Annotated in this window: 25 protein-coding genes; all 25 read left to right on the top strand. The window is 41.8% G+C overall.

Annotation, left to right across the window (positions count from 1 at the left end):
* Positions 1–1,143: 1,143 nt before the first annotated feature.
* Positions 1,144–1,653 carry a terminase small subunit gene (locus tag WKI42_RS05570; protein ID WP_164226340.1) on the top strand — a complete coding sequence of 170 codons (510 nt, stop codon included), beginning with the start codon at positions 1,144–1,146 and terminating at the stop codon, positions 1,651–1,653.
* Positions 1,631–2,929, top strand: coding sequence for a PBSX family phage terminase large subunit (locus tag WKI42_RS05565; protein WP_368081404.1), 1,299 nt, complete (start codon positions 1,631–1,633; stop codon positions 2,927–2,929). Before WKI42_RS05570 ends, WKI42_RS05565 begins: the two co-directional genes overlap by 23 nt.
* An 11-nt stretch (positions 2,930–2,940) precedes the next feature.
* Entirely contained in the window at positions 2,941–4,410 is a 1,470-nt protein-coding gene (locus WKI42_RS05560) for a phage portal protein (protein WP_368081403.1), read from the top strand.
* Positions 4,319–5,836: a minor capsid protein gene (locus tag WKI42_RS05555; RefSeq protein ID WP_368081402.1), complete on the top strand. Its 1,518-nt coding sequence runs from the start codon at positions 4,319–4,321 to the stop codon at positions 5,834–5,836. Before WKI42_RS05560 ends, WKI42_RS05555 begins: the two co-directional genes overlap by 92 nt.
* On the top strand, positions 5,823–6,065 hold the full coding sequence (locus tag WKI42_RS05550; RefSeq protein ID WP_001062371.1) for a hypothetical protein: 243 nt from the start codon (positions 5,823–5,825) through the stop codon (positions 6,063–6,065). The genes WKI42_RS05555 and WKI42_RS05550 overlap by 14 nt, the downstream gene beginning before the upstream one ends.
* Before the next feature lie 142 nt (positions 6,066–6,207).
* Positions 6,208–6,387, top strand: a complete 180-nt coding sequence (locus tag WKI42_RS05545; RefSeq protein WP_060955012.1) for a hypothetical protein — start codon at positions 6,208–6,210, stop codon at positions 6,385–6,387.
* A 115-nt stretch (positions 6,388–6,502) separates the two neighbouring features.
* The gene (locus tag WKI42_RS05540; RefSeq protein ID WP_049549226.1) at positions 6,503–6,778 is read left to right on the top strand and encodes a hypothetical protein; all 276 of its coding nucleotides are present in this window, start codon (positions 6,503–6,505) and stop codon (positions 6,776–6,778) included.
* Positions 6,779–6,788: 10 nt separating this feature from the next.
* Positions 6,789–7,547 (top strand): phage antirepressor KilAC domain-containing protein, encoded by a 759-nt coding sequence (locus WKI42_RS05535; protein WP_172925413.1) that lies wholly within the window; start codon positions 6,789–6,791, stop codon positions 7,545–7,547.
* 149 nt (positions 7,548–7,696) lie between these two features.
* Entirely contained in the window at positions 7,697–8,266 is a 570-nt protein-coding gene (locus tag WKI42_RS05530) for a DUF4355 domain-containing protein (RefSeq protein ID WP_368081401.1), read from the top strand.
* 5 nt (positions 8,267–8,271) lie between these two features.
* Complete coding sequence (locus WKI42_RS05525; RefSeq protein ID WP_368081400.1) at positions 8,272–9,114, top strand: N4-gp56 family major capsid protein; 843 nt, start codon at positions 8,272–8,274, stop codon at positions 9,112–9,114.
* Between the two features lie 11 nt (positions 9,115–9,125).
* Positions 9,126–9,308 (top strand): Rho termination factor N-terminal domain-containing protein, encoded by a 183-nt coding sequence (locus WKI42_RS05520; RefSeq protein WP_050971543.1) that lies wholly within the window; start codon positions 9,126–9,128, stop codon positions 9,306–9,308.
* Positions 9,298–9,486 carry a hypothetical protein gene (locus tag WKI42_RS05515; RefSeq protein WP_050971544.1) on the top strand — a complete coding sequence of 63 codons (189 nt, stop codon included), beginning with the start codon at positions 9,298–9,300 and terminating at the stop codon, positions 9,484–9,486. Before WKI42_RS05520 ends, WKI42_RS05515 begins: the two co-directional genes overlap by 11 nt.
* Position 9,487: 1 nt before the next feature.
* Positions 9,488–9,799 carry a phage head-tail connector protein gene (locus WKI42_RS05510; RefSeq protein ID WP_050971545.1) on the top strand — a complete coding sequence of 104 codons (312 nt, stop codon included), beginning with the start codon at positions 9,488–9,490 and terminating at the stop codon, positions 9,797–9,799.
* The gene (locus WKI42_RS05505; protein ID WP_000478948.1) at positions 9,780–10,118 is read left to right on the top strand and encodes a hypothetical protein; all 339 of its coding nucleotides are present in this window, start codon (positions 9,780–9,782) and stop codon (positions 10,116–10,118) included. The genes WKI42_RS05510 and WKI42_RS05505 overlap by 20 nt, the downstream gene beginning before the upstream one ends.
* The gene (locus WKI42_RS05500; RefSeq protein WP_368081399.1) at positions 10,093–10,608 is read left to right on the top strand and encodes an HK97-gp10 family putative phage morphogenesis protein; all 516 of its coding nucleotides are present in this window, start codon (positions 10,093–10,095) and stop codon (positions 10,606–10,608) included. The genes WKI42_RS05505 and WKI42_RS05500 overlap by 26 nt, the downstream gene beginning before the upstream one ends.
* Positions 10,605–10,973, top strand: a complete 369-nt coding sequence (locus WKI42_RS05495) for a hypothetical protein (RefSeq protein ID WP_050242960.1) — start codon at positions 10,605–10,607, stop codon at positions 10,971–10,973. Before WKI42_RS05500 ends, WKI42_RS05495 begins: the two co-directional genes overlap by 4 nt.
* A gap of 2 nt (positions 10,974–10,975) precedes the next feature.
* Entirely contained in the window at positions 10,976–11,389 is a 414-nt protein-coding gene (locus WKI42_RS05490) for a phage tail tube protein (protein WP_049515339.1), read from the top strand.
* A gap of 4 nt (positions 11,390–11,393) precedes the next feature.
* On the top strand, positions 11,394–11,774 hold the full coding sequence (locus WKI42_RS05485; RefSeq protein ID WP_368081398.1) for a DUF6096 family protein: 381 nt from the start codon (positions 11,394–11,396) through the stop codon (positions 11,772–11,774).
* A 38-nt stretch (positions 11,775–11,812) separates the two neighbouring features.
* Positions 11,813–12,163, top strand: a complete 351-nt coding sequence (locus tag WKI42_RS05480; protein WP_368081397.1) for a hypothetical protein — start codon at positions 11,813–11,815, stop codon at positions 12,161–12,163.
* Positions 12,150–15,464, top strand: coding sequence for a hypothetical protein (locus WKI42_RS05475; RefSeq protein WP_368081396.1), 3,315 nt, complete (start codon positions 12,150–12,152; stop codon positions 15,462–15,464). Before WKI42_RS05480 ends, WKI42_RS05475 begins: the two co-directional genes overlap by 14 nt.
* Before the next feature lie 8 nt (positions 15,465–15,472).
* Positions 15,473–15,823, top strand: a complete 351-nt coding sequence (locus WKI42_RS05470) for a DUF6711 family protein (protein ID WP_368081395.1) — start codon at positions 15,473–15,475, stop codon at positions 15,821–15,823.
* Positions 15,824–15,827: 4 nt separating this feature from the next.
* Positions 15,828–17,639: a pblB gene (locus WKI42_RS05465; RefSeq protein ID WP_368081394.1), complete on the top strand. Its 1,812-nt coding sequence runs from the start codon at positions 15,828–15,830 to the stop codon at positions 17,637–17,639.
* A complete protein-coding gene (locus tag WKI42_RS05460; RefSeq protein WP_368081393.1) occupies positions 17,636–18,157 on the top strand; it encodes a phage upper tail fiber protein in 522 nt (173 codons plus the stop codon). Before WKI42_RS05465 ends, WKI42_RS05460 begins: the two co-directional genes overlap by 4 nt.
* 8 nt (positions 18,158–18,165) lie before the next feature.
* A complete protein-coding gene (locus WKI42_RS05455) occupies positions 18,166–18,531 on the top strand; it encodes a hypothetical protein (RefSeq protein WP_173218446.1) in 366 nt (121 codons plus the stop codon).
* 6 nt (positions 18,532–18,537) lie between these two features.
* Positions 18,538–18,891 (top strand): gp58-like family protein (locus WKI42_RS05450; protein ID WP_368081392.1); only part of this gene is annotated, 354 nt, incomplete at its 3' end.

Below are 18,891 nucleotides of genomic sequence, written 5' to 3'. Positions count from 1 at the left end.
TTTTACCAAACGTGCGTTTTACTGATAGACCAGCTGGTTCGATTCCAGCTACTGTCATTTGAGTGTTTGTGTCCCAGAATGGGGTAGGCAGTAGGCTTAGCATTCATATATCACTCATTAACTTAAAAATGGTTGCAGTAGCGACTGGACCTTGCATGATTGCGTAGCTAATTATATTCCGGATAAGTTATAAGCTAGAGGGTTTGATTCCCTCAGAGGTTGTAAAGACTACAAAAAATAAAAATGAAGTCAAAATTTAATACACACGCAAGGTAGTAGTCGCTTTGCATTTTTAGGGCTTAGCCTAGATAATCTGAGGTAACTCAGGAAAAGGATGTTTTTAAATCTATCAAACATCCTGCCAGTAATGGTCAATCTAAGCAATTTAATCTTAACTATTTCAGTTTTGGAATAGGTAGGCGAAGTTAAAGCAGAGAGATTCCAACGGCAAGGTGCTGAGGAAATGCAAACGTGGCAGTTTGGCTGTGAAACGAGTCTATAAGAGGAAAGAGGTGTTTGGTTCGAGGTGCAACAAGAGCTTAATACCATATCTTACAAAAATTGGGCGCCTCCCAAAAGTATGTAAGGTGAGTTGATTGTCCGCAAAACAATCAATAACAAGCAGGCGCTGTGCATTTTGTTCTTCAAAAGAGAATGAAACACATGGTGATGCGTGTCTGTGATAGATGAAAGATGATTTTTATATTTTAAAAGCTATTCAAGATAGAAAAAACTCAAAAAAAAGCAAAAGTCATCGCCCGTCGTAAACGAAAGTGTACTTCGGCAATTAGATTGCCTGCTCAAGTCTCGCAAGGATAAGAGTAAAGTCAAAGAGTAAAGCAGCTTAGACTTTTAGCGGGGTCTTCGTTAATTGAAAAATGGCTTAGTAGTTTGTGATGTAAGGAGTGATTGGTCTAACCAATCGTGCATGAGTGATACAAGTAGGAATATTTGTGGACAAGATAATAAACAATAAGTTATCAAAAGTCACTCACTTAAAGCAGTAGTCTCATGCTGGTTAATGGATATATGGTAGACGGATTAAGTTCTATTTAGGGAATTGAGACGTCACAGGTTCGAGTCCTGTCGTTCCAATTGCGATTTTAATTCGCAGAGAGAGGTCTTGAAAAGGTCGCACATTGTGTGGCTTTTTTTATTGTGAAAGGAGGTGATGGAAAATTGAATGAAAGACAAAGACGATTCGCAGATGAGTACATCATCTCAGGTAATGCTTATCAATCAGCTTTAAAAGCAGGATATAGTGAGAAATATGCCAAAGCAAGATCTTCTGAATTGTTGGATAATGTCGGAATTTCTGATTACATCAAAAATCGAATGGAGGAGTTGCAAGATGAAAAAATCTTAACTCAAAAACAAATTCTTGTGATGCTGTCAGAAATCGCGTCGGGACAAGCGAAAGAAACAACAGTAGTCACGACGAAAGTAGCTGAGTTGATGACTGATCCCGTGACTGGTAAGCCTGTAAAAGTCTACAATGAAATCCCTCAACTTGTCGAATATCCAACAAAGAACAGCGATAGGAATAAAGCTCTTGAATTGTTAGGCAAACGACATAAGATGTGGACAGACAAAGTAGAGGCAGACGTTTCTGGAACGGTGGTGTTTGCGAATGAGTCAGACATACCAGATTAAACAGAATGATATTGTTGTTGACCTACCTAAGACAGTAGGAGCAGGGTACGGACAGTTTTGGCGCTCAAGAAATCTTTATCGTGTTGTAAAAGGTTCCCGTGGTTCGAAGAAGTCCAAGACAACTGCATTAAATTACGTCGTACGTCTTTTGAAATATCCCTGGGCTAACTTGCTTGTCATTCGTAGATATTCGAATACGAACAAGCAATCTACCTATACGGATTTTAAATGGGCGTGTAATGTGTTGGGTGTGACTCATTTGTTTAAATTCAACGAGTCTTTGCCTGAGATAACTATAAAAGCAACTGGCCAAAAAATACTGTTCCGTGGCTTGGATGATGAACTAAAAATCACATCTATTACAGTTGACGTTGGTATTCTTTGTTGGGCCTGGTTTGAGGAAGCGTACCAAATTGAGACTGAAGATAAGTTCAGTACAGTAGTTGAGTCAATCCGTGGTAGCTTAGACATACCTGATTTCTTTAAACAGATTACAGTCACGTTTAACCCGTGGAATGAGAGGCACTGGCTCAAGCGTGTCTTCTTTGATGAAGATACGAGACGAGCTGATACATTCGCTATTACAACTACTTATAAATGTAATGAGTGGCTTGATGAAGTCGATATCAAACGATATGAGGATTTGTATCATACGAACCCTAGACGTGCTAGAATCGTCTGCGATGGCGAATGGGGAGTTGCTGAAGGTTTAATCTATGAAAACGTGACTGTCAAGGAGTTCAATAAAGATGAACTACTACGAGATTCAGCTTATAAGTTATGTATCGGTCTTGACTTTGGTTTCACTCATGATCCAACTGCTTTGTGTTGTTCGCTCATAAACGATACAACGAAAGAGATTTATGTTTTTGACGAGGCATATAAAGTTGGATTGATAACCAAAGAAGTTGCAAAGATGATAAAAGACAAAGGTTATCATCGCTCACGGATTATCGCTGATAGCGCTGAATTACGATTGATTGAGGAATTAAGGTCAGAGCATGGGATAACCCGAATTAAAGAGAGTCGAAAAGGTAAGGATAGTATCATGGCAGGCGTATCCAAATTGCAAGGATACGCTATTTATGTGCATCCAGACTGTAAAAACATTATGGATGAATTTTATAGCTATTGTTATCAACAAGACAAAGAAGGTAATTGGTTGAACAAGCCAGAGGATAAAAACAACCACTTGATGGACGCTTTACGTTACAGCCTTCAATGTATCGAAGGTGGGAAAGCAACTGTCCGCAGGCGTTCTGATTATGGTCTATAGAGAGGAAAGACATGTACGAATATTTAACTTATCCACGGGATGGATATGATGAAGGTTCTTTGAAGAAAGACCTGATTTATAAATTGATAACGAAGCATAGCACTGAAGGCTCACGTTTGAAGAAGCTTAAAAGCTACTACTTGGGTGAGCATGCTATCTTAGAACACACGAGACGCAACGTGAACGCACCGAATTACAAGACGGTAGCTAATCATGCCAAGGATATCGCAGACACGGCTACGGGCTATTTTATGGGCAATCCTATCAAGTACAATAACACTGCTGAAGGTGATATCGATGAACTACTTACAGCCTTTGATGGCGCTGAGATTGACCAAGTAGATGCTCAGAATGCTTTGAACATGGCCATCTATGGTCGTGCTTACGAGTACATCTATGCTAAAGAGGGATTGACTGAGTTGGACTCAACTAGTATTGACCCAGAAAACACCTTCATGGTCTACGATGATAGCATTGAGCGGAAGCCTTTGTTTGCGGTCTACTACTATAAAGTCGAAGATGATACGAAAGACACTACCAAGCATCAGGCAGAGGTCTTTACCGAAAATCTGCACTATCACATGGTTCTGCGTGATTCAAGCACAGGAACAACACAGAATGAGGAAGTAGAAGAACATAATCTTGGTCAAATCCCGATTATCGAGTATCGCAACAATCACTTTGCGATTGGCGACTACGAGCAACAGATTAGCTTGATTGACGCTTATAATTCCTTGATGGGTAATCGTGTCAATGACAAGGAGCAGGCAGTAGAGTCTATCCTTGTCTTATATGGCACACAGTTAGCAGACACTCCAGAAGATGCCAAGGTAGCGATGAAGATTCTTTCTGAAGAAGGTCTTTTGGAATTGCCGGGCGATAGTGCAAGAGCCGAGTTCTTGAAGAATACGCTGGATGAAAGTGCTACGGAAATCTTGCGTACAGCTCTTAAAGAGGACATCTACACATTTAGCCATGTGCCTAATTTGACTGATGAGAATTTCGCAGGGAATACATCAGGCGTAGCCATGGAATTTAAGCTGATGGGCCTTGAGATGATTACTAAGACCAAGGAAGCGAACTATAAGCGAGGATTGCGTCAGCGTATTGCGATTTTTGCTCATTACTTGGGTATGAAACAGATTGCACTAGAGTCTCATTCAATCGTTCCACAATTCAGCCGTGGTTTGCCTAAAAACTTGCTGGAAATCTCTCAGATTGTGAACAATTTGGAAGGTAAAGTGACCAATAGGCAGCTTATTTCTCTCTTGCCGTTTGTGGAAGACCCTGATGCTGAATTGGAAGCCTTGGAAGAAGAGAAAAAGAAGAACATGGAAGACATGCCGATGTTCAACAAAGACAACACGAAACCCGAAGACGAGGTAGAGGATGAAGAATCAGGAGTATTGGGCGAAGAGGAAAGCCAATCTGATTTACCAGCAGATGGACAAGGCCGAAAAGCAGGCAGACCAGTTCGATAAGGTCTATCAGGAAGCCAAGACTTACTTGGATAAGGAAGTCAATAAGATTTTTGATAAGTTCCAACGGGATTATGGTTTAAGTCAGGTAGATGCTAGACAAGTCTTGAAGAACATGAAAGACAAGAAAAACTTGAACGAACTTCGTAAGGTGCTTGAAGCAAGACCGAATGACCCGAATATCCAAAGGCTACTGGCTGACTTAGACAGCCCAGCTTATTCTTTCCGCATGAAGCGCCTAGAGCGTTTGAGCGACGATTTAGATCGTATGCGTGAATCTATCTATCATTCAGAGAAGACGGGTTCAGACGCCTTTTATAGCGACCTGATGAAGGATAGTTACTACAAGGCTACCTTTGACCTGCAACAGCAGACAGGGCTGGCATATGGCTTTTCTGGGCTTCCTGAGAGCGAGATTAAACATCTACAGTCTTTTAGTTGGGTAGGAGATGGAAGTACGTACTCTACAGACATCTGGAAGAATACAGGGAAGCTTACTTCCAGCATAAAAGATGAACTCCTCATCAGCCTCATGACTGGCCGAGGAACACGAGAGACTGCACAAGCAATTGATGAGAGGTTCAATGTAGGTCAGAATGATGCAAGGCGTTTGGTTCGGACAGAATCAGCCTTTTTTCATAACCAAATGGAACTACTCAGCTATGAAGAAGCAGACATAGAGAAGTATATCTTTGTAGCCGTCTTAGACAAGCGTACATCACGCATTTGTCAGGAGCATGACAATCAGGTCTATGATAGGGATAAGGCTGTCCCTGGTGTCAATTGTCCGCCTATGCACCCTTGGTGTAGGTCTACTACTGTCGGATACGATGAGGACGCAGACTACAGCAAGCTGAAGCGCAGAGCAAGGAATCCAGAAACAGGTAAGACCGAGCTAGTACCTGCTGATATGACTTATAAAGAGTGGTATAGCAAGTATGTTGCGAAAGACGGGGAAAAGGTGTATAATCAGGGTATGGATAAGTTGGACTCTTTAGTCTCTAGCGGTTCAATAAGTGAGGCTCGCGGAGATGTAGAAAAGCAAAAAAGTGATTTTGCGATAAGATACTATGAGCAACTGAAAAATTCGAATCGTGCAGATGTTGTAGAAAAAATGGTAAAAAGTAGCAAACTTTCTCATTCTACAGTATCAGAAGCGTTAGAGCATATTTTAGATAACCAGTATTTGCTGTGGGATTTTGAAGCTTTTGAAGAGAGGATGATGAACTTTTATCCGCACTATGACATGGCTCAAAGTTTTCAAAGATTATACTTGGGTAATCCAAAGAAATACGATATATTGATGCTACAGCACGAAAGCCTTGAATCATATTACATGAATCAGTTAAAAATGGATTATGATGAAGCTCATAAAAGGGCTAACCTAAAATTTAATTATCAGGAGGCAAGCGAAAATGGCGAAGATTGATAAACAAATTATTACTATGCGTAAAATAGAAGATGGTACTGCTATGAGACAATATTCTGCTGTTAGTGGAGAATGTCAAGGTATTGCAACAGTTGATAAAACCACTTTAAAATATAGCTATACAGGAGATGATTTAGGACAATTCGCTTCGTTTGTAAAAGATACTTTAACTAAAAGTATTAAACTGGGTAAAGAGTTGCCAGATAAATTTTCTTACGGTTTTGGATAAACTTGAATTTGCTTATTAACAATCAAAAGCACCTAGAGGAATCTAAGTGCTTTTCTTATTTTTAATTTTTTTCAAAAAACCTCTTGACTTTTTGTGGCACAAGTTGTAATATATTGTTGTGGCACAGAAAGTAGGTGATGAAATGAGTCCACGAACCGGAAGACCAAAAAGCGAAAAACCGTTGAATGTCGAAGTTAAAGCAAGAATCGACTCAGAGTTGAATAAACATTTGGAAGATTATTGCTTACAAAAAAAGACCACTCGTACAGAAGTGGTTAGAAAAGGCATAAAATTAGTTTTAGGTCTTGAAAAAAATAAATAACGCATAATCCTCCTCGCCAAAGTTGAGATTATACGTTATCGCTCGAAAGAAACTCTTTCTGAAATCATTATATCAGAAAAGAGCTTCTTTGTCATACCGCAAAGGAGTTTTTATTATGGCAAAAATTGAATTAACAGAAGAACAATTGACTCATCTAGGCTACGAGCTTGCAGATATTCGAAGAACGGTTGAAATGGCAACCAATATGACAGAAACCTTGGCTTGGGTTCAACTTAAGGATGAGACAGCTTTTAAAGAGATGTCTAAAAAGTTCTTTGATACTTTTAATGAACAATTCGGTTTACTTCATTCAACACTAGATGAAATTGCTTTTATTTTGATGAACTCAACAGATAAAGCAGAAATCTTAGGAAGTAAAATTTTTAACTAGGAGCATAAAAATGGAACTACAAATTTTTAAAAACGAACAATTCGGAGAAGTAAGAACGGCAACTATCGATAATCAGATTTATTTTAATCTTAATGATTGTTGCCAAATTCTAGATTTAAGCAATCCTCGTAAAACGATTGAAAGATTAAATAAAGATGGCGTCACTACTAGTGACATCATCGACAGTCTAGGACGAACTCAACAAGCCAACTTTATCAACGAAGCGAATTTCTATAAACTTGTTTTTCAATCTCGCAAACCAGAAGCAGAGAAATTTGCTGATTGGGTCACTAGCGAAGTTCTGCCATCTATTCGTAAGCATGGCGCTTATATGACCGACCAAGTGGCCTATAATATCACGCACAACAAACAAGCCTTAGCAGACTTGCTCCTTATGGCTGGTAATCAACTAAAAGAAAAAGAAGCAGTCATTAAACACTTGGAAGCTGAAAAAGCTGTACTTTCCGTTGAAAATACCATAATGAAGCCGAAAGCAGACTATTTCGATGAACTGGTAGATAGAAACTTACTGACCAGCTTCAGAGAAACAGCAAAACAATTAAAAATAAAAGAACGTAAGTTTATTGACTTCTTGATGGAGAAAAAATACATCTACCGAGATAAGAAAGGTAAGCTCCAACCAACAGCCAATAAAAACGATGGTTTGTTTGAGGTCAAGGAAACACTCAACGAAAAAACACAATGGTCTGGCACACAGACCCTAATCACACCTAAAGGCCGTGAAACCTTTAGACTACTATTTATTTAATTATGCCCTAACCGCATCGAAATCGAGGCGGTTTTCTTATGCTCTAACCGTACGGGATTCCATACGGTTTTTATATTGTCCAAGCATTGAAGACACTAAAAGCTATGGAAATTACAGTCGGGGACGACTTTAAAAATAGGAGGTTCGCAATGAACGAAGAAACACAAACAGTCGAAACGGTTGAAGAACAAAAGGTACCTGCAGAACCTGCACCACAACCGCAAGACGAGAAGAAGTACACAGACGCAGACGTCGACGCTATCATCGATAAGAAGTTTGCCAAGTGGAAATCAGAGCAAGAAGCTAGAGAAAACGAAGCTAAGAAACTTGCCAAGATGAACGCTGATGAAAAACAGAAATATCAGTTGGATCAGCGTGAGCAAGAACTAGCTGACCGTGAAAAGGCTATTGCTCGTAAGGAATTGACCGCAGAGGCTAAAGCAATGCTAAGTGAACGTGACTTACCTGTTGAGTTAGTAAATGTAGTTGATTTGACAAGCGCAGAGACGGTATCGCAGTCCGTAGCAGTATTGCAGAAATCATGGGAACAAGCTGTGCAGAAAGGCGTGCAAGAAAAGCTAAAAGGCGGAGCTCCAATGAAGCAAGCACCAGTTGACAGCGACGGTGTCACAAAAGAAGAATTTGCTCGTATGGGTTATCAGAGTCGAAATGAACTCTATCAAAAGAACCCAGAACTCTATAAGAAATTGAAAGGTTAAAATAAATGACAGCAGGACAAACTAAATTAGCCACTATGGTTAACCCAGAAGTAATGGCGGACATGGTTTCCGCTAAACTACCTAAATTGATTAAATTCACTCCACTGGCTTATGTGGAAACAGCACTTCAAGGCCAACCAGGGAACACTTTAACAGTTCCAGCGTGGGAGTATGCAGGAGATGCGACTGAGGTTGGAGAAGGTCAAGCTATTTCTCCAGACCAATTGACTACTAAAAAGACCACTATGACCATCAAAAAGGCTGCTAAAGGTTATGAAATTACCGATGAAGCTCTTTTGTCAGGTCTTGGTGACCCACTAGGTCAAGCCACTTACCAGCTTGGTTTGGCTATTGCTAACAAGATTGATGATGATTTGGTAGCGGTGGCTAAGACTGCAACACAGCACGTTGCAGAAACTCCAACAACTCTTGAGGCAATTGATAAGGCTCTTGATATTTTTGAGGATGAAGAAGATGCACAGTATGTTGCTATCATCAACCCTAAAGATGCTACTAAGCTAAAAACTGACGTAGCAAAAGAATGGACTAAAGGTTCAGAGCTTGGAGCAAATATGGTTGTTTCTGGGACCTTTGGTGAAGTTGCTGGTGTGCAAATCGTCCGCTCTAAAAAAGTTGAAGAAGGTAAAGGTTTCCTTGTCAAAGTGTCTCCTAGCCAGACTCAGACAGATGATGCCAATAAATATGGTGCGTTTGTTATCATGCTAAAACGTGATGTGGCTATCGAAACAGACCGTGACATCCTTAAAAAGACAACGGTTATCACTGGTGACAAACACTATGGTGTTTACCTATACGACCCTACACGAGTTGTAAAATTCGGTGAGTAAGAGGTGATGATATGAGCTTATTGCTACGACGTCATTATATCCAAGAGGAGCAAGCTGGCCAGTATTCTGATTTAGAAAATAAGACTTTAGAAGAGTTGAAGAATCTAGCTAAAGAAGCTGGCATAACTGGTGCCTATAAGTTATCAAAAGCTAAAATTGTAGAGGTGTTGGAGGATTTAAAAAGTGAGATTTAAAATCAAACAAGATTTCTATGACTGGGAATTAAATGTGAAACGACTGGCAGGAGAGGAACTTGAGATTACTGAGGAGCGCTATGCCGAGCTGGCAGATAATTTCGCCAGCAATGGTGTCGCTATCTCAGACGTTCTTGAGGAAATTCTCCCTGAGCCTGAGTTTTTAGAAGAGGATTGATATGTCTATAGAGTTGCTGAAGAAATTAACAGGCGAAGAAGATACTCAGCTTCTCATGTTGCTCCAAACGAGGGCTACAAATCTTATCTTGTCAGAGACGAATCGCACATCTTTGACACCTGCTTTAAGTCGCTTAATACCTGAGGTTGCTATCGAACTCCACAACCGCTCAGGAGCGGAAGGAGAGCATTCCAGAACCGAGGGTGGTATAGCAGTAGTCTACGGAGAAAACGGCCTGTCTACGGGTCTTTTACAGCGTATACGCATGCACAGATTAGCAAGGGTGGCAGGCCATGTTTTTGAAGCAGAGTAGACTGAAACCTTATCCAATGCGACGGTTTGAAAAGACTGTCACAGAGGAAGGCGTCGTAAAAGAAGGATATGCCAAGGAAGCTGAGACAGTCCGCCTTGAGTTGTGGCCAGCTAGCAGTAAGCTACAATCTGAGATGTATGGTGAGCGTGTCAATGATATTTTGAACGCAAATGCCAACAAGTCAGCTACTATCAAAGTGAAAGATGGTGTGTGTATCGATAGCCCGACGGAAGTGACTCACAGGGTTATCTCTAAAAAGGTCTACACATATCATCAAGTTTTGGAGTTAGAGCGTGTCAGAGCTACGAGGGGCAGATAGGCTCATAGCTAAATGTAGACGATTGGCTAGTAAAAAAACTGGCGAGGATATCGTCTTACGTGCGGTACACAATGCTGCTATAAAGGTTGTCCAAGCTGATGCTAAAAGACTAGCACCAGGCAACAATGGAGAACTTAGAAACAGTATCAAGACTAGGGTTAAAATGGACGGAGATAAGGCTATAGGTGAGGTTTACACAAATCTACACTATGCTCCTTATGTTGAGTTTGGAACAGGACCCAAGGGTCAGGCTAGCCATTCTGGTATCTCTCCAGAAGTCAGCGTGACTTATCGCTCTAGTCCGTGGTATGTGCATGAAGACCAAATCAATGTAGGGCCTTACCACTTTCAAAAGATTGGGGAGTTCTACAAGATGTATGGTCAACCTGCACAGCCTTATCTTTATCCAGCTTTGAGAGACAATCAAGAGCGTGTGTCTAAGAATATTTCGAATTATGTGCGTAGAAAGATAAGAGAACAAATAAAATGATCAATATCAAGCCTGTTATTTATAAAGAATTGCAAAAGGTCGCAGATAATGTGACTGATACTTATCCTAGCGATTGGGAGACTTTTCCAGTCGTTATTTTTTTGGAAGAACAAAACAAGCCCGGAGAGTGGTTTGACGACCAGGAACAAAAATCATCTATCCGCTACAAGGTGGATATCTTTGATGATACCAGCACTAGTGAGTTAGCTGTTAAAATCAATCAGATTTTTGAGTCTTTAGGTTTGCGAAGAACCGACTGCCAAGACGTACCAGACCCGTCACATTTGAGACATAAGGTCATGCGTTTTGAAGGTGTTGTTGACTTACACTCAGAGCTTGTTTTTCAATTTAGAATGGAGAATTAAACATGTTAGCAAATGGAATTACGTTAGCTTATGGTACAGCTAAAGGAACTTATACTAAACTTGCTGGGTTGAAAGAAGTACCAGAGTTTGGTATTGAGCCTGAAAAAGTAGAGAACACTACTCTTGAAGACAAAGTTAAAAAGTATGAATTCGGTATTGGCGACGCAGGGGAATTGGAGTACAAATTCGCTTATAAGAACGACGGAGAAACCGCACCTTATCGCGTATTGCGTAAAGCGGCAGACAACAAGACGAAACTCTTCTTTGAACAAACTTACCCAGACAACACTAAAGTTCATTTTGAAGGTCAAGTATCTGTTAAGCTTGGCGGTGGCGGTGTCAATGCCGTTATCGAGTTCACCCTTAAAATTGCTTTGCAGTCAGAGTTGGAATTTGTAGACGGTCTTGGAGGTTAATTAAATGGCGTTAAAATACACAACTTGGAAAGTTACTGATGAAAAAGAGTTGAAGCTACGTTTGACATCTCATCAAGCTGCAACTGTGGAAGAAAAAATCGGCATGAACTTGTTAAAGATTTTTATGCCTGAAGCTGGCGAAGAGTTCACTTTACCGCCTTTAAAAGTTATGTTGTTGTTAGTTCACGGAGCCTTGCAGCAGTATGAACATGGGTATTCCCTTAAGGATGTCTATGATCTATACGATGAATATGTCGATAACGGTGGAGACCAAACGACCTTCATGTCAGAGGTTTTAATGCCACTCTTTGAAGTATCGGGTTTTACTCCACGAGGAAGCAAGGACAAGAAAACTTCCAAGAAGAAAATGACAGTAGTCGAGTAATCTTAACGGTAACGCAGATTATTGAGAGGCTTTACCCTATGTTTTTGGACATCGGGGGCAAGCCTCTTGATTTTTGGGATTTGACGGTGCTAGAAATCAGAGAAATGATAGAAAGCTACAACCGTGTCAAAATCCGAGAGCGTAAAGAGAAGATTATTGACTCATACAGACTTTCGCAGATGATATCTAACCACGTTTCCTTATTGTTATCCAAAGATGCCAAGGTCTTTGAGTTCTGGGAATATGCGCCTGAGTTATTTGTAGAAGAGCAACAAGCGGTAGAACAGGAACGGCAGAGACAAGCGCTTTTGCTACATAAGGAACGAATGCGTGAATTTGCAGAAAGACATAATCGCAAAAGGAAGGAGGAAATGAATGGCAACTCTTGACGAATTGAAAGTCATGATTGACGCTGAGATAGCGCCTTTCAGGAAGAAGATGAAAGAAGTCGAGAATCAGGTCAAGGGGACATCTGACCAAGTGAAGAATGCCACTGCTAAAGTTCGTGAACAGTCGAGCTCAATCGGTAGTGCGTTTGGCAAGCTAGCTAAGTTCGCTGGTTTTGCAATCCTTGGTAAGAAATTGCTTGATGTTGGGATGTATTCAACGCAGACGGCTCTTGAAGTAGCAGCGTCTATGAACCAAATCAAGCGACAGATGGGCGAGAGTTCGCAATCTTTCTTAAAATGGGTTAACGATAACGCCAACGCTATGAACATGGGTGTGGGTGAGGCGACCAACTACGGTGCAGTCTACTCAAACTTATTTTCTGGATTTATAAAAGATACCAACAAGCTAAGCGCCTATACTGCTAAGATGTTGCAGACATCGGCAGTTGTTGCTGAAGGTTCAGGGCGCACGATTACAGACGTTATGGAGCGGATTCGCTCAGGTTTACTAGGGAACACGGAAGCGATAGAAGACCTAGGAATCAACGTCAATGTAGCTATGATTGAGTCCACTGAAGCCTTCAAGAAGTTCGCAAACGGACAAAGCTGGCAACAGTTGGATTACCAAACCCAGCAACAAATCCGCCTTATGGCTATTCTGGAACAGGCTACAGCCAAGTATGGAGATACCTTATCCAACTCAGTCAACGGTAGTATCAGCCTGTTTAAGTCGCTGATGAAGGACGCAGCATTGAACCTTGGTAACTCTATGTTACCGATTATCAATGCCATTATGCCTGTCTTGAACTCTTTTGCTATGGTTTTGAAGAACGTTACGGCAAAACTAGCTGAGTTTATCGCTTTGATGTTCAACAAGAAAGCAACAGTGAAAGATGGTGTCGGTGGAGCAGTTGGAGACATGGGTAACGCCATGAAAGACGCTGCAGGCGGAGCAGGAGACCTTGCTGACGCAGTAGATGACGCTGGAGATTCAGCAGGAGGGCTTGCTGATAACCTTGGAGACTCGGCCAAAAATGCTAAGAAGGCCGCTAAAGAATTGCTAGGTCTAATGGGATTTGATGAGATTAACATCTTGCAAAAACCAAAAGACGACGATGCAGGCGGTTCTGGCGGTGGAGGCGGTGGCAAAGGTGGTAAAGGAAAGGGAGGCGGTGGCGGACCTTTCAAAGACATCTTGCCAGAAGTCGAGTTGACCGACATGGACAACCAATTCAAGAGCATTTTCGATGGTCTAGGAGATAAGCTGAAAGGGTTGTTTGACTACCTAAAAAAACTTTGGGACTTATTTAAAAAAGGTTTCTCTCTATCATTTAGATGGGATAGTATTGAAAGATTAAAGAATGCACTACAAGGTATCTGGCAATCTATTAAAGATATCTTTGAAGATGGTACAGTTTTACAAGCAGCAGCAAGGTTTGGAGAAAAACTAGCTTTTGCTTTGGGACAAACGACGGGCGCTCTCGCTAACGTAATCATGGGTATTGCCGTCTTTATCGCTGAAAGTCTGAATAAATCACTTAATGAAACTAAACTAGATATCAAAGCATGGTTAATCCGTATGTTTGATATCGGTGGGGAAATCGTTGAAAGTGTCGGAAATATTGCTCAAAGTATCGGACAAATCTTCTACGACTCAATCACAAGCGAACCTGCTACAAATATGGGCGCAGGGTTAATCAGCGCCTTTACATACGCTTTTATGGGCGTGCAAGAAGTCACCGCTAAATACACAAGAGATATTATCGGTGCTATTGAAGAGACTATCACCGAAAATCAGGTTGGCATAACAGAAATGTTTACGGGTCTTTTTAAAGCTGTAGAGCCTATTGCTCAAGTTTTATCAAGCTCAATGAAGAAACTTTTTGAAAGTGTTAATCAAGTATACGATGAGCATATAAAACCTTTGTTTGAATCAAGTTCCGCCTTGATGTCAGATGTAGTCGGTACTTTTGTTAATGGATGGAATGATAATATCCAACCTGTCCTTGAAAAGATAGGTCACGGTTTCGCCGATACAATCAAAAACCATATTGAACCAGCTTTAGAAAAAATAGGTGGCATGATTGGAAGTTTTGCCGACTTTTCTAAAGCGATAAATGAAGTTTTCGGCCCAGTTATTTCCTTTATTGTAGAAAAGTTAACGGTTGTACTAGCCCCTGCAATTGAATACATAGGAGAAGTTTGGCGTGTTTTGTTTAACACTATCTCTGATGTGATTGGTGGTATTGCTGATATCATCAAAGGGGTATTTGATGTACTTACAGGACTTTTAACCGGAGATGGCGAAAAAATCAAAGAAGGATTTTTGAGTATATTTGGCGGATTAAAAGATATAGTAGTTAGCGTCTTTGGTGGCATTATTGATCTTGTATCTGGTGTATTGAAACTTCTTTGGGATGTTGTTGTCGCAATATTCAAAAGCATTTGGGACGCAATTGTAGCTATCTTTTCTGGTGTCGGGTCTTGGTTTGGAGAAAAGTTCCAAGGTGCGTGGGACGCTATCGTTAATATCTTCACACCAATCGGCTCATGGTTCGGACAACGTTGGGCAGATGTGACTAGTGCTTTGGCTAATATCGGTGCATGGTTTACGGATATGTTCCAAAAAGCATGGACTGGCTTAACCAACATCTTTAGCAAACTAGGTTCATGGTTTGGCGAGAGATGGGCAGATGTGACTAATGCGCTTTCCAAAGTAGCAAGCTGGTTTGGCGATATATTCGGAAAAGCTTTTGACGCTGTTAAAAATGCCTTTAGCTCTATCGGAGACTTCTTTAAAGGCGTTTGGGATACTGTCAAAAGTATCTTCGTTAATGCTGGTCAGATGGTCGGTGAGGCAGTAGGTGGAGCGTTTAAGAGTGCTGTTAATGCGGTTCTTGACACTATTGAGAATGTGGTTAATGGATTTATCGGCATGATTAACGGTGTTTTAGATGTTGTTAGAAACTTACCTGGTCTCGGATGGATTGGTAGTGTAAGTACAGTCAGCCTCCCACGTCTTGCCCGCGGTGGTATCGTCGATAGTCCAACAATTGCCATGATTGGTGAAGCAGGTAAAGAGGCGGTCGTACCACTTGAAAATACAGGATTTATCCAAACACTTGGGCGAGTTGTCAGCAGTGCGGTAGTAAATGCCATGGCTGGTGTAAGTCCACAAGGTGGATTTTCTGGTGATGGCGACATCGTTATCCAAATCGCAGGCCATGAGTTCGGACGGGTAGCAATCCAAGAAATTAACAAAGAACATGAACGAGCAGGTCAAACCTTGCTCAAGATTTAGGAGGTTAAATGGCACAATTGACAATCAATGGGGTGGCTGTGAAGCCTCCCAAATCTTTTCAGGTCGGTATTCAAGACATCGATGGAGAAACAGGACGTAACGCCAATGGAGACATGGTGCGAGACCGTATTACGACTAAGCGTAAGTTAGACTGTGAATGGGGCATGCTGACTCAGGAAGAAATGAGTCAGCTTTTACATGCTGTATCATCTGAATTTTTTGAGGTATCTTATCCAGACCCCATGGATGGCCAAGTCACAAAGACTTTCTATGTAGGCGATAGAACGGCTCCAAGCTATACCTTTACTGAGAAGTTTAAACCTTGGTCTGGCGCTAAATTTAATCTGATAGAGAGGTAAGAAAATGGACGCTTTAACCAGACGACAATTTGACAGAGCCATGTTTGCCAAGGAAAGGACGCTGGCTATCCGTGTTGGTGATTATGTTTCACGGGACATCAAAGAAGCTAGTTTTGAGTATGGCTACATCAAGGGAGATACATACAAGCCCGGTGGAACGTGCGCTGGTAGCGGTAAGATTACCTTTACCAGTATCATTACCACGTTCAATAAGCTGGATATTCTACACCCTGAGATTGGTCTACTTGTTGGGGATACCTACCAGTGGGTCAAGATGGGGGAATACTTCATCAACGATATTGAGATTGACCGAAACCGAAACACTACCACGCTGGAGCTCATGGACGGTATGTTTAAGCTCAATCGTGAGTATGTGACGGACTTGCATTTTCCGGCTGAGGTACGAGAGGTTATTCAGGAAATCTGCCTAAAAACTGGCATTGAGTTAGCGAATGACTATTTCGGAATCAGTGCTATGCGTTACCATGTCGAGCAAATTCCTGAAGGCAAGAAACTTTCATTCAGGGATATGTTAAGCTCCATGACTCAGATGATTGGGATGTCTTGCTTCTTCAACAGAGAAGGCAAGATGGAAATCCGTGATTTAACTGAGTCAAATATCACGATCAACGCAGATAGTTACTTCTTGCATGGCTTGACCAAGAGCGAGATTGAGTATCAGATAGCTGGTATCACTTGTAAGACAGATAAGAAGTCTCTGACGGTCGGTATGAAGACAGGTCGGTCTTTGGAACTGGACAATGTTTTCATGACCCAGAGCGCTTTAAATGACTTATATTACAAACTGAAAAACCTAACTTACTATCCGTATAATCTCAACTACCAAGGACATTTGTTACTTGAGGTTGGGCAGTGGGTAACCATTCAGACCAACAAGAAAGAAACCTTTAAAGTTCCTGTGTTAAGTCAGAGCTTTACTTTTAAAGGCGGTCTGAGAGGTCGTATCAGTGCAGATAGTAAGGCTGGAAACGATACTCAGTATTCTTACGAGGGTACGATTACCAAGCAGATTAAGCAACAAGATGGCATTGAAGCGAAAATCCAAGCACAGATAGAAGCAGCAGACGCGGCCTTTGAAGCAGAGTTTGAGAAACGTAAAAAAGTGATTGATGATGCAATCGAAAAATACAAAGCAAATGCCGAAGAAATGGGCGCTAAAATCCATGAGGAGATAGAGAAAGAGCGTCCTGAGTTCGTGAAGCGTATCCGTGAAGAACTGATGAGTGATGCGGACTCAATCGCTGAATTAAGCAAGAAACTGGAACAGGTCAGCGAGACTGCAAGGGTCAATGCGAGCTTGATTGGTGGTGACGGAAATACCCAGTACAACAAGAACCGCTTGAATGGTGGTACGGCTAAGAAAATCAGTTATGGAACGGATTTCGTAGAAGTCGGTCACAATGGAGAGGGCTTTGAACTTGGTAAGCAGTACGTCATCAGCTGGTCAGCAACCTGTACGCCTTACGGGAAGACTGATGTGACTGTGGTAGTCAATAAGAATCCGTTTTATGGTGGCCACGTTCATTTAGCGCCTGCTAATTCAGTCATGCCAGTGATTGATAAAGACCTTGTCCAGAAAGAGGAGCAGGTCTTAGCGGTCTACTACGGTGCCTATCGTCTGACCTTCTCAGGGGACTGGTATCAGAACGTAGAGCAGTCTTTGACGATTGATAATCAGACAAGACGGATTGAACTAGCGCCAGTCTATAAGACGGTTGCTGATGGGCAAAATGCTAGATATGAGGGGAGTTGGAGCGAGAGTCCAACTTTTATTTTTGATGGAGGTAGAACATGACGGAAACAATTCCAGTAAGGGTACAACACAAGCGTATGTCTGCGAGTGATTGGGCAAGTAGCACTCTGGTCTTGCTTGACGGAGAGCTAGGGGTAGAAAGTGACACAGGCAAAGTCAAGGTCGGAAATGGCCGTGACCGTTTCTCAGCTTTGCAATATCTAACTGGTCCCAAAGGTGACCGTGGAGAACGTGGGGAAACAGGACCACGAGGAGCGGACGGTGTTATGCGGTTTGAAGCATTGACCAGCCAACAGAGGGAAAGTTTGCGTGGTCCGCAGGGTGTCCAAGGTGAACGAGGGCAACAAGGACTGCAGGGCATTCAAGGGCCTAGAGGATTGACTGGTGCGACGGGTGCTAGGGGCGCTGATGGAGCTAGAGGCCGTGACGGAGCGCCCGGTCAAAACATCATCAACCAGAATGGTGGGCAACCGATGAAGTATTGGTCTGGTACAAGATCTCAGTATGATGCGATTCCTAACAAGGATAGTAATACTATCTACGATATTTTTAGTCAATAGGAGGTAGTATGGCTAGAGAAGGAATTTACGTGGGTGGCAAGGAAATCACTCAGCGTTATGTAGGTGATAAGTTGGTTTGGGAGAAAAGAAAAACAATAGTGCCTTACTTGGGATTTATGGGGACTGTTTCACACAATTACTATTCAAGTGAAATGAATATTTTTAATTACAGTGATGCGTTTAGGGATATTTCGTTTCCAAAAGTTGCTTATATAGGTCGGAGCGAAAGACTTATAGCAATCACCTTGAGAGCAGGATATGGAAATTCTCACGTTATTGCTAAACTAAAAAGCCCAGGTGATTTTAATGAAGCTCAAAGGTTATTTGATACACGAAATGCAGATATTTACATGACGTTTTACGAGGAAAGGTAGTAACACATGGACATAACCATTCAAAACGTTCGTTCGCCTGCTCTTGAGCATAGCGGGAGGTATTACAAGGTATTTCAGCCACGGACACGAGATGAACTGCTGAAACTCCATCATATGGGTTGTGTGGGTGATACGGTGCTGACGGATATCCAGCTGGAACAGGGGGATTTTCCGACTAGCTTCGTGGAGCCTACTGTCACGCAACGTACCCTGTCAGGTCTCTTCAAGGATATGCGTTCTATTGAAATAGAACTGAAAGACCCAAACAGCACTCTTTGGGGGAAAATCCAGCAGAACAATCAAGGGGCGCTGACTCAATTCTTTGACAAGAATGTCAAGAGTGCCATCGCTCAGACGGCC

The sequence above is a fragment of the Streptococcus pseudopneumoniae genome (assembly GCF_038148935.1).
GTDB lineage: Bacteria > Bacillota > Bacilli > Lactobacillales > Streptococcaceae > Streptococcus > Streptococcus pseudopneumoniae_U.
Note: the sequence above shows the minus strand (reverse complement) of the source record. Positions and strands in the feature narration are given on the sequence as shown.

Coding starts and splice junctions, on each gene's coding strand:
- WKI42_RS05565 (WP_368081404.1), top strand. CDS start 1,631: ATGAGTCAGACATACCAGATTAAACAGAATGATATTGTTGTTGACCTA.
- WKI42_RS05560 (WP_368081403.1), top strand. CDS start 2,941: ATGTACGAATATTTAACTTATCCACGGGATGGATATGATGAAGGTTCT.
- WKI42_RS05555 (WP_368081402.1), top strand. CDS start 4,319: ATGAAGAATCAGGAGTATTGGGCGAAGAGGAAAGCCAATCTGATTTAC.
- WKI42_RS05550 (WP_001062371.1), top strand. CDS start 5,823: ATGGCGAAGATTGATAAACAAATTATTACTATGCGTAAAATAGAAGAT.
- WKI42_RS05545 (WP_060955012.1), top strand. CDS start 6,208: ATGAGTCCACGAACCGGAAGACCAAAAAGCGAAAAACCGTTGAATGTC.
- WKI42_RS05540 (WP_049549226.1), top strand. CDS start 6,503: ATGGCAAAAATTGAATTAACAGAAGAACAATTGACTCATCTAGGCTAC.
- WKI42_RS05535 (WP_172925413.1), top strand. CDS start 6,789: ATGGAACTACAAATTTTTAAAAACGAACAATTCGGAGAAGTAAGAACG.
- WKI42_RS05530 (WP_368081401.1), top strand. CDS start 7,697: ATGAACGAAGAAACACAAACAGTCGAAACGGTTGAAGAACAAAAGGTA.
- WKI42_RS05525 (WP_368081400.1), top strand. CDS start 8,272: ATGACAGCAGGACAAACTAAATTAGCCACTATGGTTAACCCAGAAGTA.
- WKI42_RS05520 (WP_050971543.1), top strand. CDS start 9,126: ATGAGCTTATTGCTACGACGTCATTATATCCAAGAGGAGCAAGCTGGC.
- WKI42_RS05510 (WP_050971545.1), top strand. CDS start 9,488: ATGTCTATAGAGTTGCTGAAGAAATTAACAGGCGAAGAAGATACTCAG.
- WKI42_RS05505 (WP_000478948.1), top strand. CDS start 9,780: ATGTTTTTGAAGCAGAGTAGACTGAAACCTTATCCAATGCGACGGTTT.
- WKI42_RS05495 (WP_050242960.1), top strand. CDS start 10,605: ATGATCAATATCAAGCCTGTTATTTATAAAGAATTGCAAAAGGTCGCA.
- WKI42_RS05490 (WP_049515339.1), top strand. CDS start 10,976: ATGTTAGCAAATGGAATTACGTTAGCTTATGGTACAGCTAAAGGAACT.
- WKI42_RS05485 (WP_368081398.1), top strand. CDS start 11,394: ATGGCGTTAAAATACACAACTTGGAAAGTTACTGATGAAAAAGAGTTG.
- WKI42_RS05480 (WP_368081397.1), top strand. CDS start 11,813: ATGTTTTTGGACATCGGGGGCAAGCCTCTTGATTTTTGGGATTTGACG.
- WKI42_RS05475 (WP_368081396.1), top strand. CDS start 12,150: ATGGCAACTCTTGACGAATTGAAAGTCATGATTGACGCTGAGATAGCG.
- WKI42_RS05470 (WP_368081395.1), top strand. CDS start 15,473: ATGGCACAATTGACAATCAATGGGGTGGCTGTGAAGCCTCCCAAATCT.
- WKI42_RS05465 (WP_368081394.1), top strand. CDS start 15,828: ATGGACGCTTTAACCAGACGACAATTTGACAGAGCCATGTTTGCCAAG.
- WKI42_RS05460 (WP_368081393.1), top strand. CDS start 17,636: ATGACGGAAACAATTCCAGTAAGGGTACAACACAAGCGTATGTCTGCG.
- WKI42_RS05455 (WP_173218446.1), top strand. CDS start 18,166: ATGGCTAGAGAAGGAATTTACGTGGGTGGCAAGGAAATCACTCAGCGT.